Origin of the sequence: Bacillus sp. HMA207 (assembly GCF_003402455.1) — a bacterium.
Lineage (GTDB): Bacteria > Bacillota > Bacilli > Bacillales > Bacillaceae_G > Bacillus_A > Bacillus_A cereus.
Window position 1 is genome coordinate 178344 of record NZ_BEZT01000003.1, and the last position, 13159, is coordinate 191502.

Sequence of the window (13159 nt, forward strand, 5' to 3'; positions counted from 1 at the left end):
TCTATTCTAATACTGCTGGAACACGGATTTGATTATCTTTGTGATCCGGTGCATTTTTTAATACTTCTTCAACTGGTAAACCTTTTTCTGGTACATCTTCACGCATAACATTTTTCATAGTTAATACATGAGTTGTTGGTTTTACATCTGTTGTATCTAATTCATTTAACTGTTCTGCAAATGTAACAATTGCATCTAGTTGTTTTTGAAATTTTTCTGCTTCTTGATCAGTAATTGCAAGACGTGCTAAATGTGCTACGTGCTTTACATTCTCAACGGAAATTCTTGACACGGCTAGGCCACCTCCATAATATATCGTTCAATCTACAATACTATTGATGATACCAAATTTTCAGTACTTCAAGCAAGTCAACACAGAGTACTTACGCCATTTTTACATAAAAAAAGAAAGGCAAATGCCTTTCTTTACAATTTACTCTTTATCTAACGGTTTATTTTTTGGAAATCTCTCGTTATCTTCTTCATTATCACGAATTGTTTTTTGTAATACAAAACAAGACATCGTTAAAAATAATGTTCCAATTAAATAGTATCCTTTTACACTAAGCGTTTCATCTAACGTATAAATCCCAATTAGCATACCTGAAAGCGCACAAACAAATGAAGTCCATGCTAAAAATGTGAACGCTTGCGTATTACGTCTTCTCATCGTTCTCCCCCTCGTTAGCTGTATACCCATTATAGATAAGTATATTTACCATGATGGATTTTTATGTAAATTCTAGTTTTATATTTATAAATCTATCATAAAAGAATACTATTTTAAAGAAAGTTTTCTGTCTAATCTGAAAAAATAATTAAAATCATTGACAATTTTTTCTATTCTACATAAAATAAAAATAAATATTACGAACCTCGAAATATACGGGAGTGGAATTAATTGTTGCAATATGAACATTTTTTAGACTTACTGCTAGATAACGCCAAGAAACTTTTCTATCCTGAAGAATGGGTAAGCCTAGATTTAACACTTTCTAAAACAGAAGTATTTTGTTTACTTTGGATGGAACGAAATACAGATATTACAATGACGAAAATTGCTGACCTTCTTGATATACCGATGAGTACAACGACGGGCGTTGTAAATCGCCTTGTAAAAAAGGGATATATTGAGCGCTACCGTGATGAAAACGACCGACGTATTGTATTAATTCGGTTAACAGAAAACGGCGTAATGCTCGTTCAAGAAGTAAAACAAAATGCAGCCCACTACTTTAGCTTAGTGACAGAAGCATTGTCAGAAGAAGAAAAAGCATTCTTACTACAAATCTTCCAAAAGATTATGAATCACATTGCTACGTCACAGCAAAAAACAGAAGAAAAAGTTTCTACACCTAAAATGAAAAACATTCCGATTGAATAAAACCCTATCTGGGTTTTTATTCAATCATTTACTTCGACACTCGTAATATTCGATATTCGAAACAAAGGAGATATGAATGATGAGAATTATTTTGTATACAGGTAAAGGCGGCGTAGGAAAAACTAGCATTTCAGCAGCAACAGCAATTCAAAGCGCAAAACAAGGATTAAAAACTTTAGTCATGAGTACAGATCCCGCTCATAGTTTAGGAGATTCATTTGGTATAAAGCTATCTTCTGAGCCATTAGAAATTCGTGAAAATTTGTGGGCACAAGAAATTAATACGATTTATGAGATGGAAAAAGGATGGGGAAAATTACAGAAATATATTACACTACTCTTCACTTCCAAAGCAGCCGATGATATTACAACAGAAGAATTAACGATGTTTCCTGGTATGGAAGATTTAATTAGCTTACTTCGCGTACTCGATTATTATAAACAAAACACATATGATGTTATCATTATTGATTGTGCTCCAACAGGAGAAACATTAGCAATGCTAAGCTTTCCAGACATGCTCGGCTGGTGGATGGAAAAATTGTTTCCTATTAAAAGAAAAGTTTTAAAAGTCGTTCGTCCTGTAGCTCAACCACTCCTTGGTGTCCCTCTTCCAACCGATGATATTATGGACGAATTAACAAATACACTTGAACAGCTCGGAGAAATGAGAGATATTTTATCAAACCGAGAAGTAACAAGTATCCGCATCGTTGTAAATCCTGAAAAAATGGTCATTAAAGAAGCTCAGCGTAGCTTTACTTATTTAAATTTATACGATTATAACGTAGATGCCATTATGATTAATCGCGTCATCCCTAACACTGTCACCGATCCTTATTTTCAGGCATGGAAAGATACACAGAAGAAATATAAAACATTAATTCAAGATAGTTTTCAACCCCTTCCTATTTACGAAGCTCCAATGTTTGAACAAGAAGTTGTTGGTTTGTCTATGTTAGAACGTGTAGGAGATTCTTTATTTAAAACTGATCATTCCCCTACAGAAGTGAAATTTAACGGGCGCACTCAATATGTAAAAAAGGATGGCGATGAATATATTTTCGTTCTGTCCATTCCCTTCTCAAACAAAAGTGAACTTTCCTTAAATCAAAAAGGTGATGAACTTATTATTCGAGCGGGTTCTGTTAAACGGAACATCACGTTACCAAAAACATTAACACACCTTTCTATTCAAGGGGCAAAATTTGAAGAAGATATACTAAACATTCGGTTTGGAGGTGTAGTGCATGCATGAGGAACTACTACGAAGGGTAATTCGTACAAAAGTAAAAGTCGGGATGCATATATTAGAAGAGCTACCTAATCCAATCCAGCAATCAGCTAAGCAAATATTAAATATTTTGCAAGAGGAGCTAGCTGCTTATCCGAAAGAACGAGATCATCATGAAGTTAATTTAAAAAATATCATAATTGAATAACTATCTCTGTATAGAGGGCCTTTTTTAGGCTTTCTATACTTTATTGGAGTGATGTAAGTTGATGAAAAAGCATTCCACTACTATACTCTGGATCATTCCCTTATTATTTTTCATTCATAACCTTGAAGAAGCTTTCCAAATGCCACAATATCTTGCTAATCAATTTTCAATCCGTCTTATAACTAGCCAACAATTTTTCATTGCCATTTCCGTATTAACAATCTTTGTATTACTTATCGTCTTTCTATATCAACTTAACTTCTTGTCTTCTATATGCTGGATTATTTTTATACAAGGGGCTATCTTCTTTAACTCTGTTCAACATATTATTTTGTTTTTCATTTATCGCTCCTATAACCCCGGCGTCATATCAGCATTTTTCATTACTCTCTTTTCTATTTTCTTTTTTTTATCAAAAAAACACTTAATTCATCAAAAGCAATTCGTAATTACAATCCTTTTCAGCTTATTTTCTTATCCCATTATAATTTGGATCACCTTACTGTTCGCTAGCTATTTTCATTCATAAAAAAAGACCAGGAAAACTCCTGGTCCATTACTCTACTTAACAAACATTGGATTCTACGTTATACAGAATTGGAAGGTACAGAATTAGGGTTTGTTTGTTAAGCAGATTATATGTTGAACGAACTAACAGCGGAGGGGTTCCTTCTGCTAGCCCGTTAAACCCAATCATTATTTTACGATTTTTTCAAGCTCCTCAAGTGAAAGATCTACTGAAATTGAACCATCATTTGTTTCTTTCTTAATTGCATCTGTTACTTCTTTTGAATGGTATAATTCAATTACTTTTTTCAGTGTTGGATCATCTTTATCTTTCGTACGAGCTGCGAAAATATTAATATAAGGCTTCGCATTTTCATTCTTTGGATCTTCTAAGAAAATAGGATCCTTCGCTGGATCTAATCCAGCTTGACCAGCAACACCGTTATTAATAACTGATGCCGCTACATCTTTTAACACACGAGGTGTTTGCTGTGCGATAACCGGTGTAATTTTTAATTTCTTCGGATTTTCAGCAATACCACTTGGATCTCCAAATAGACCAAAATCCTTTTTCAGCTTTAATAATCCAGCTGCATCAAGAAGTTTTAATGCACGTGCTTGGTTCGTTGGATCGTTTGGAATTGCAATTTCTGAACCATCTGGGATTTCATTTGATTTCTTATATTTTTCAGAGTATAAACCCATTGGTGCAATTTGTGTTGTACCAACAGCTGTAATATCTAACTTATGTTCCTTTTTAAATTGCTCTAAGAACGCAATATGCTGGAATGAGTTTAGTTCAATATCTCCATCAGCTAACGCTTTATTTGGCGTTGTGTAATCGGAGAACTCCACCAGTTTAATCTTAATCCCTTCTTTTTCAGCTTTTTTCTTCAAAATTTCCCAAGCGTCTCCATCCGTTCCAGTTACACCGACGCGAACTACTTTTTCTTTCGCTCCTGCACCCGTGTCTCCACTTGAGCAGCCGCTTAATGCTGAGACTCCTACAATCGCTGATAATGCAAATGCTAAAATTTTCTTCATTTTCTTTTCCTCTCTTCCTTTTTATGATCTGCGTAACAAGACTTTCGCAAAGTAATTCCCTAAATTTTGAGCTATCTGTACGAGAATAATAAGTAACACGACCGTTACGAACATAACTGATGTATCAAAACGTTGATAACCATATGTCATTGCTAAATCACCAAGACCGCCACCACCGACAAGCCCAGCAACTGCAGAAAATTCAATTAAACCAACTGTCATAAATGTGACACCTAAGATTAATGGTGCTAACGCTTCTGGTACAAGGATTTCAAAAACAATTCTAATTGGCGAGGCGCCCATTGCTTGCGCTGCTTCAATTACTCCTTTCGGAACGGAAACAAGGTTTGTTTCAACCATTCTAGCAATACCAATTGATGCGACTAACGTCATCGGGAAAATTGCTGCTGCTGTTCCAATCGTCGTTCCGATAACACTTCTCGTTAGTGGACTTAACGCTACTAAAAAGATAATGAATGGTACCGGACGAATTGTATTAATTATGATGTTAAGAATAGAAAAGACCCATTTATTTTCTAAAAAGTTTCCTTTTCTCGTTACATATAAAAGTAAACCTAGCGGTATACCAAGAATTGTAGCAAATATAAGGGTTACAATTACCATTAAGAGGGTATCCCCCGTCGCATCTAGTATGCGCGGCCAAAATATACTCCAATCAACTCGCATGAGCTTCTACCTCCTTCAGCTGCACTTGCAGTCTTAGATGTTGTAATGCTTTTTGAATTTCCCTCTGCTCCCCTTGCAACTCTACAAGAAGATTTCCAAATAGCACATTTTGAAGTTCAATAATATTTCCGTACAGTACATTTACATCGACGTTATAGTTTTTTGCGATATATGATAGTACCGGCTGTCCTGTCTCCTCACCAGTAAATGTTAGACGATAAATTTGACCACCATTTTGAATTTTCGCTAGAACACTTTCCGGTAAATGATCATTAATGACAGAACGTACAAAGTTTTGAGTCGTCTTTGTTTTTGGTTGCGTGAAAACATCAAACAGTTTTCCTTCTTCAATAACTTTTCCCTTCTCCATTACAGCTACACGGTGACAAATTTCTTTCACAACATGCATTTCATGTGTAATAAGAAGAATTGTTAAATTGTATTCTCTATTTACTTTCTTTAATAAGTTTAGAATTTCTGTCGTTGTTTCTGGATCTAAGGCTGATGTTGCCTCATCACATATAAGAATATCTGGCGATGTCGCAAGTGCTCTAGCAATGCCCACACGTTGCTTTTGTCCACCTGATAGCTGCTCTGGGTAATAGTTTGCTTTATCTTCTAACCCTACAAACTTCAGCAGTTCATTTACTCTTTCTTTTATCTCATTCTTTGGTACTTTCGCTAACTTTAATGGATAAGCAATATTTCCAAATACTGTTCTTGAATTAAATAAATTAAAACTTTGAAAGATCATTCCGATTCTTTGTCTTAGTTTACGTAATTCTTTCGTCGATAATGATGTAATATCTTTATCATCTATTGAAATCGTTCCTGCCGTCGGTCTCTCTAACATATTTACTAGGCGTAATAACGTACTCTTTCCAGCACCACTAAAACCGATAATGCCAAAAATTTCGCCTTTCTCAACTGATAATGTTACATCCTCTACCGCATGAACAGATTGCCCAGCTGATTCATACACTTTACTTACATTGTTAAAAGAAATCATTTTTTCCCCTCCTATATGCTGTAAAAACTTGAAGTAGAGCTTTCGAGGTAAAATAAAAAGTGCTCTCCTTCTTATCAACCATAAAGATAAGAAGGAGAGCACTTATATGTACTCGTTCACATCTTCTCATCTTCCAAGCCTTTATATGGCTTGCTGGAGTTAGCACGGTATTAAAAAAACCCGTTGCTGAGGTATCGTAGGGCCAGTCCCTCCACCTCTCTGGATAAGAATGTATCGATTTAATTGTCGTTTAATTAATTCTCATTATAGAACTCAGAATAATAAGAGTCAATACATTTTTTAGAAAAATATTAATTATTCCTTTATTAAAATTTTCAGATGAAAATTCATGAGAAAATAGTAACTTTCAAGGTTATTTAAAATTCTTCTTCCTCATATTTTTAAACAGGAGAATCTTCTCTACGAATTGAATAAATTTATTTGAATATGAAACTCGGAGGAAGATAAATATATGAAAACAGCTCTTTTACTCATCGATATTCAAAACGATTATTTTCCAAATGGAAAGATGGAATTGCGTAATCCAGTAGAAGCAAGCGAATATGCTAATCAGTTATTACAACACTTTAGAACAAACAGCGAACCTATTTTTCATATCCAACACGTAGCTATAAAAGATGACGCTACTTTTTTCCTACCTAATACAGAAGGTGTACATATTCACGAAAGCGTACGTCCACTTAGAGAAGAAACAGTTATAGTCAAACATTATCCAAATAGCTTCCGAGAAACTAATCTTCTAGAGCAATTAAAACGTTTAAATATTGAACATGTCGTTGTATGCGGGATGATGACTCATATGTGTATCGATGCTACAGTAAGGGCTGCATTCGATTTTGGCTTTCAATGTACCGTTATACATGATGCTTGTGCTACAAAAGACCTGTCTTTTAAGAACGCTACTATACCAGCTGTTTACATTCACAATACAATTTTAGCTAGTTTAAATGGCGTATATGCAAATGTAATAAGCACGCAAGAATTTTTAGCTACATAAAAAAACACTCCTTTCAGTGAGCAAAACCGAAAGGAGTGTTCCTTGTCGAACCATAGATTTTCTTTCAAATTGTATTATACAGGAAATTCTCAAAATGAATACTAAAAAATATGACTAATAAGTCAACTTTTCTCATCATTTTATTTCTGTTCACATGTTTATCCCGCTATTAATAGGTTTTAGCTCATTCCCTTCGAACGATGGTAATATATAGGATTTCAATTTTAAAAGGAGCTCTTCACATTCTGTGAAGAGCTCCTCTACTATTTCTTATAAAGTTTCAGAAGTAGTTTTTGCTTGCATGTGAAGTGCTAAGTAATCAGGTCCACCAGCTTTAGAGTCTGTACCAGACATGTTAAAGCCACCGAATGGTTGGTAACCTACGATTGCACCAGTACATCCACGGTTGAAGTATAAGTTACCAACGTGGAAGTCTTCGCGTGCTTTTTCAATATGGTCACGGTTGTTAGTAATAACAGCACCTGTTAAACCGTATTCCGTATTATTTGCAATTGCAAGTGCATGATCGAAGTCTTTCGCTTTACAGAATGCTACTACTGGTCCGAAGATTTCTTCTTTCATTAAGCGAGCATCTTCTGCAACGTCAGCAACGATTGTTGGTTGGATGAACCAGCCTTTAGAATCGTCTCCTTCGCCACCTGCTAAGATTCTACCTTCTTCTTTACCAATTGCAACATAGCTCATTACTTTATCGAATGCAGCTTGGTCATTAACAGGACCCATGTTTGTACCTAATACTGCTGGGTTAGCAACTGTTAATTCTTTTGTTAATTCAACAGCACGATTTAATACATGATCATATACATCTTCATGGATTACTGCACGAGAACATGCAGAACATTTTTGTCCTGAGAATCCGAATGCTGATGCAACGATAGACTTAGCTGCTAATTCAAGATCTGCTTCTTTATCAACAACGATTGTATCTTTACCGCCCATTTCAGCGATAACGCGTTTTAACCAAATTTGTCCTGGGTTTACTTTCGCTGCACGCTCATAGATGCGGATACCTACATCACGAGATCCCGTGAAGCTTACGAAACGTGTACGAGGATGATCTACTAAGTAGTCACCAACTTCAGAACCGTTACCTGGAACGAAGTTTACTACGCCAGCTGGTAAGCCAGCTTCTTCTAATACTTCCATAAATTTCGCTGCTACTACAGGAGTTGTACTAGCTGGTTTTAGTAATACTGTGTTACCAGAAACTAAAGCAGCTGTTGTCATACCTGCCATAATTGCGAATGGGAAGTTCCAAGGAGAAATGATAACACCTACTCCTAATGGAATGTAAGAGAAACGATTATATTCAATTGGACGGCTTTCTACTGGAATACCGTCTTTTAATTTTAACATTTGACGACCATAATATTCCATAAAATCGATTGCTTCTGCTGTATCAGCATCTGCCTCATTCCATGGCTTACCTGCTTCTTTTACAAGAATAGCAGAGAATTCATGTTTTCTGCGACGAACGATTGCTGCAGCACGGAATAAAATATCTGCACGCATTTCTGGCTTTGATTTTCTCCAAGTTTGGAATGTTTCATCCGCTACTTGCATTGCTTTTTCAGCTAACTCACGGCTTGCTTTTGAAACACGACCAACAAGTTCCTCTTTATTTGCAGGGTTTACAGAAACAATTTTGTCTTCTGTAGTGATTTTTTCTCCCCCAATAATTAATGGATAGTCTTGTCCAAGATAAGATTCTACTTTCTTTAAACCTTCTTCAAACGCTAATTTGTTAGCCTCCACTGAAAAATCTGTAAATGGCTCATGTTTGTATGCTACTACCATTTTTTTTAGCCTCCCCTTAGAAAAACGTTTACATTTTACAACATTATTCTACACGATAATTTAGATTTATTCAAATATTCCTAGACTTATATTTTAAAAATTAATAAATTTTTAAAATATAATAAAAAAAGAGATTCATACATGCGTATGAATCTACAAAATATGAGTATATTCCAAAACATTTTTCCCGATCAATAATATAGTAACTAATAAAAATAAAGTCCTTACATATCCAACACCTTTTTGAACCGCAAACTTCGATCCAAAATAAGCACCTAAGATCATTGATAATCCCATGATAATACCGTATTCAAAATGAATTATATCTAAAAATAAAAAAGTAATTAAAGATACAATATTACTAACAAAGTTCAAAAGTTTTCCAGATGCTGCCGCTTGAATAAAATCCAGGCCAATTAATAAAAATGCAAAAATTAAAAACGACCCTGTCCCTGGTCCAAAAAATCCATCATAAAATCCTATCATTAAAATAGCAAAGAAAAATATTAATGTTTTTCTTTGCGTCATCTTCTTATAGGTAGACACACTTCCCCAATTCTTTTTTGCAATAATATAAATAGCAATAAATACCAACATTACAAGTACTAATGGGCGTAAAATATCCGGTGGAATAAATTTTACTACTAAAGCACCTGCAACAGCTCCAACAATAGTTAACGGGATTAACTTTCCTACAATTTTAAAATCAACTTTTCCTGATCGAATGAAATACATCGCACTCGTAAACGTCCCCATTGTTGCCGCTAATTTATTCGTTGCAATTGCCGAAGCTGGCGATAAGCCAACAAACATAAGTGCAGGAAGCGAAATTAACCCTCCTCCTCCAACAACGGAATCAATAAAAGCTGCTAAAAAACCGAATGCAATTAATAAAATAATGACTTGAAAACTTAATTCTTCCATGAGCTTTACCCCTTACCCCTATTTTTTACAACATTTTAAATTATAACAAAATTACATAAGAAAAAAAGCTGTTCCATAGAGGAACAGCCTTCATATTTAATCTAAAATCTTCACAAGTGGTTCATCTTGTTTTGCTTCACGTATAATAATAGCTTCTGGGCGTTCTACAGATTTAATCGTTACTTGTACTTTCATATAATTCGGGAAGTATTCCATAACAAGCCCTGCCACATATTGTGTAAAACCAACTATTTCAGCTTTTCCATTAAACTGGACAGGAATATCAAGCTTCATTTCTCTTAATTCATCATCTCTATACATACCAGTACCAATAACAGCTGTATAATCGCCTTGGAAATAATCGCTTAGTTTTGCCTTAAAGTTGGATACTCTTGCAAGGTCTTCACGTTTATTATCTGTTTTCGCTTGCTCTGATGGGAACAAATAATATTTTTCATTAATTTGTTTCCAATCTTCAACCGTTTCACTACCTTTTTCGGCATTTGCATAAGAAACAAAATTACCTGGCACGAGAGAAGACTTTGGAGCTTGGCGATAAATCGCAAATGTTATTGGAATATTTTTGGTTTCAGGTTCTTTTTGATGTATGACTTTCAAAATTTCTTGCGCCATTTTTTTCCCTTCAGCTAACATCTTTTCATCCGGGATTGCAGCTTCACGTGGATAACCATGCTCTTCGTTAAAATATTGAACAGAATTCATCGCTAATCCAACTACCATACCAACGCGTTCCTCGTCGTTATCGCCTTTTTTCACATAATAATCATGCTCTAAAATATTCGAAATATATATTGGATTTTTTTTATTTTTCACTTCTAGTGATTCGGATCCTGTTCCTAATGCAGGGTTTAATCCTATATTAGGAAATTTAACTGCATCTTTTTTTAATTTGTCCTCTAGTTCCTTTTGTTCAGCATCTGTACGTTTTCTTTTAACAAGCATCTGTATAGTTTGAGTATCTAGAGCTTTTCCGCCTTTTAAAAAATTATCTTTCGTACTAAATGATTCTTTTGCAATTCGCATTAACCCTGTTTCAAATTCATCTATATCAAGACGACTATTTAACCCTTGCACGACTAAACCACGTGCCTTTCCACCATCAAATGGAATAGTCGTCTTATAATATTCATCCGAAATAGCGTATTTTGGAACAACTGATTGTTCTTTTGCTTTCCCCGATTTCTCAGCCACTTTTTCATCTTTGTCGGCACCTGCACTACACCCACTTACAAGTAGGCCAAGGCTTAATACCGCTAATGCTATTTTTTTCATGGTAAGTTTGCACCTCTTACTTATTTAGCTCTTGTAAGAACCTCTCTTCATTCCAAACCTCAACATTATGTTTCTCCGCTTGTGCTAATTTCGAACCAGCCGCTTCACCTGCAACAACTAAATCCGTACTCTTACTAACACTTCCCGTTACTTTTCCACCTAATGCCTCAATCTTCTTCTTCGCTTCACTTCGTCCCATAACTTCTAACTTACCTGTTAAAACAACCGTTTTTCCTGCGAAGTAAGATTCAACATTTTGTAAATCTGCAATTTTTATACCTTTGTATTTCATATTCACGCCATACTCTTTAAACTGCTGTAATAACTCTAATACATCTTCATTATCAAAATATGTCACAACAGATTGAGCCATTTTTTCGCCAATTTCATTAATTGCTTTTAGTTCTTCTTCCGTTGCTTTTACAAGCTCATCCATCGTTTCAAAGTGCTCTGCAAATGTACGTGCTGCTTTCGCTCCAACGTGGCGAATTCCAAGACCAAATAATAATCGCTCTAACGAGTTTTCTTTAGAATTTTCAATTGCTTGTATTAAGTTTGTTGCTGATTTTTCACCAAAACGTTCTAACTGTAATAATTGCTCTTTCGTCAATGCATATAAATCAGCAAATGTACGAATGTAATCAGCATCAAAGAGTTGTGTAATGACACGTTCCCCAAGTCCATCAATATTCATTGCATTTCTTGAAACGAAATGGATTAACCCTTCTCGAATTTGAGCAGGACAAGTTGGATTTATACAACGAAGTGCTACTTCTTCTTCTAAACGAACAAGTTCACTCTCACATGCTGGACAATGAGTTGGCATGCGGTATTCTTCTTCCTCACCAGTACGCTTATCAAAAATAACGTTCACAACTTCAGGAATAATATCTCCAGCCTTCTTCACAACAACGTAGTCACCAATTCGAATGTCTTTTTCACGAATTAAATCTTCGTTATGTAAAGAAGCACGACGAACAATCGTACCAGCAACTCTCACTGGCTCTAGTTCTGCAGTCGGTGTTACAACTCCTGTTCGGCCAACACTTAATTCAATGCCTGTTAATCTCGTTACAACTTCTTCAGCCGGGAATTTATAAGCAATCGCCCATCTTGGACTCTTCGCTGTAGTTCCTAGACTTTCTTGAAGGGCAACATCATCTACTTTTATAACGATTCCATCAATCTCATAATCAAGATGCGGACGTTTTTCTTGCCATTCTTCTACATAAGCTATAACTTCTTCAATTGTTTCACATGTACGGCGATTTGGATTTGTCTTAAATCCAAGTTCACCTAAGAAATCAAGCGATTCACTATGTGATGGAATTGTTTTTTCTTCTACATTCGCAAGACCATACACAAACATAGATAAGTTACGCTTCGCTGCAATTTTCGGATCAAGTTGACGTATTGAACCTGCTGCTGCATTACGCGGATTCGCAAATACATCTTCTCCATTTTGCTCTTTTTCTTCATTTAGTTTAACGAATGAACGCTTCGGCATATAAGCTTCGCCTCGTGCTTCTAACGTTACTTCTTCATTTAAACGAAGTGGGATAGCTTTAATCGTTTTTAAATTTTGAGTAATATCTTCACCCGTTACACCATCACCACGTGTCGCCCCTTGAATGAAGCGTCCTTTTTCATAATGAAGCGAAACGGCAAGCCCGTCAATTTTTAATTCACATATATATCTTACATTCGCACCATCAATTCCTTGACGTACTCTTCTGTCGAAATCACGTAAATCTCCTTCGTTAAATGCATTTCCTAAACTTAACATTGGTGACTTATGTGTTACTTTTTCAAATATATCAAGAACAGTCCCCCCAACGCGAACGGAGGGAGAATCTTCACTCATAAACTCTGGGTTCTCTGCTTCTAATTTTATAAGCTCCTGCATATTACGGTCATATTCCGCATCAGAAACAGAAGGATTGTCTAATACGTGATATTGATAGTTAAATGTATTTAATAAATCACGCAGTTCTTCAATACGTTTTTTTGCTATCTCTTTTGACATATCCTCA

At 35.4% G+C, this 13159-nt stretch carries 13 protein-coding genes, 1 pseudogene and 1 riboswitch; of the genes and pseudogenes, 5 read left to right on the top strand and 9 right to left on the bottom strand.

The genetic code is table 11. The features are described from left to right. Position 1: 1 nt before the first annotated feature. Complete coding sequence (gatC, locus tag HMAS_RS24415; protein WP_000086999.1) at positions 2-292, bottom strand: Asp-tRNA(Asn)/Glu-tRNA(Gln) amidotransferase subunit GatC; 291 nt, start codon at positions 290-292, stop codon at positions 2-4. 141 nt (positions 293-433) lie between these two features. Continuing rightward, positions 434-670: a YiaA/YiaB family inner membrane protein gene (locus HMAS_RS24420; RefSeq protein WP_001254393.1), complete on the bottom strand. Its 237-nt coding sequence runs from the start codon at positions 668-670 to the stop codon at positions 434-436. Between the two features lie 231 nt (positions 671-901). Between HMAS_RS24420 and HMAS_RS24425 the strand changes: the two genes are divergently transcribed. The 4 genes from HMAS_RS24425 (at position 902) to HMAS_RS24440 (ending at position 3355) form a co-directional block, all read left to right on the top strand. Beyond that, positions 902-1384, top strand: coding sequence for a MarR family winged helix-turn-helix transcriptional regulator (locus HMAS_RS24425; RefSeq protein ID WP_000942482.1), 483 nt, complete (start codon positions 902-904; stop codon positions 1382-1384). A gap of 76 nt (positions 1385-1460) precedes the next feature. After that, entirely contained in the window at positions 1461-2642 is a 1182-nt protein-coding gene (locus tag HMAS_RS24430) for an ArsA family ATPase (protein ID WP_002023162.1), read from the top strand. Then, positions 2635-2826 (top strand): DUF3926 domain-containing protein, encoded by a 192-nt coding sequence (locus HMAS_RS24435; RefSeq protein ID WP_000544106.1) that lies wholly within the window; start codon positions 2635-2637, stop codon positions 2824-2826. The genes HMAS_RS24430 and HMAS_RS24435 overlap by 8 nt, the downstream gene beginning before the upstream one ends. Before the next feature lie 61 nt (positions 2827-2887). Beyond that, positions 2888-3355 carry an HXXEE domain-containing protein gene (locus tag HMAS_RS24440; RefSeq protein WP_012593137.1) on the top strand — a complete coding sequence of 156 codons (468 nt, stop codon included), beginning with the start codon at positions 2888-2890 and terminating at the stop codon, positions 3353-3355. A 167-nt stretch (positions 3356-3522) separates the two neighbouring features. Here the strand turns inward: HMAS_RS24440 and HMAS_RS24445 are convergent, their stop codons facing one another. Genes HMAS_RS24445 through HMAS_RS24455 form a run of 3 tightly spaced genes read right to left on the bottom strand, consistent with a single transcriptional unit; the run spans position 3523 to position 6073 of the window. Continuing rightward, the gene (locus HMAS_RS24445; RefSeq protein ID WP_000721599.1) at positions 3523-4377 is read right to left on the bottom strand and encodes a MetQ/NlpA family ABC transporter substrate-binding protein; all 855 of its coding nucleotides are present in this window, start codon (positions 4375-4377) and stop codon (positions 3523-3525) included. Positions 4378-4398: 21 nt separating this feature from the next. Next, the gene (locus HMAS_RS24450; protein WP_001261865.1) at positions 4399-5064 is read right to left on the bottom strand and encodes a methionine ABC transporter permease; all 666 of its coding nucleotides are present in this window, start codon (positions 5062-5064) and stop codon (positions 4399-4401) included. Then, complete coding sequence (locus HMAS_RS24455) at positions 5054-6073, bottom strand: methionine ABC transporter ATP-binding protein (RefSeq protein ID WP_000622969.1); 1020 nt, start codon at positions 6071-6073, stop codon at positions 5054-5056. Before HMAS_RS24455 ends, HMAS_RS24450 begins: the two co-directional genes overlap by 11 nt. 123 nt (positions 6074-6196) lie before the next feature. Then, a riboswitch (SAM riboswitch) is annotated at positions 6197-6303 on the bottom strand. A gap of 242 nt (positions 6304-6545) precedes the next feature. Between HMAS_RS24455 and HMAS_RS24460 the strand changes: the two are divergent. Next, a pseudogene (locus tag HMAS_RS24460) lies at positions 6546-7111 on the top strand (cysteine hydrolase family protein). A gap of 250 nt (positions 7112-7361) precedes the next feature. Here HMAS_RS24460 and pruA read toward each other — a convergent pair. The 4 genes from pruA to ligA form a co-directional block, all read right to left on the bottom strand. After that, on the bottom strand, positions 7362-8909 hold the full coding sequence (pruA, locus tag HMAS_RS24465; protein WP_000259555.1) for an L-glutamate gamma-semialdehyde dehydrogenase: 1548 nt from the start codon (positions 8907-8909) through the stop codon (positions 7362-7364). Between the two features lie 153 nt (positions 8910-9062). Next, the gene (locus HMAS_RS24470; protein ID WP_000391974.1) at positions 9063-9833 is read right to left on the bottom strand and encodes a TSUP family transporter; all 771 of its coding nucleotides are present in this window, start codon (positions 9831-9833) and stop codon (positions 9063-9065) included. A gap of 96 nt (positions 9834-9929) precedes the next feature. After that, positions 9930-11126, bottom strand: coding sequence for a CamS family sex pheromone protein (locus HMAS_RS24475; protein ID WP_000717026.1), 1197 nt, complete (start codon positions 11124-11126; stop codon positions 9930-9932). Positions 11127-11142: 16 nt separating this feature from the next. Further along, positions 11143-13152 carry an NAD-dependent DNA ligase LigA gene (gene ligA / locus HMAS_RS24480; RefSeq protein WP_000031449.1) on the bottom strand — a complete coding sequence of 670 codons (2010 nt, stop codon included), beginning with the start codon at positions 13150-13152 and terminating at the stop codon, positions 11143-11145. Positions 13153-13159: the final 7 nt, after the last annotated feature.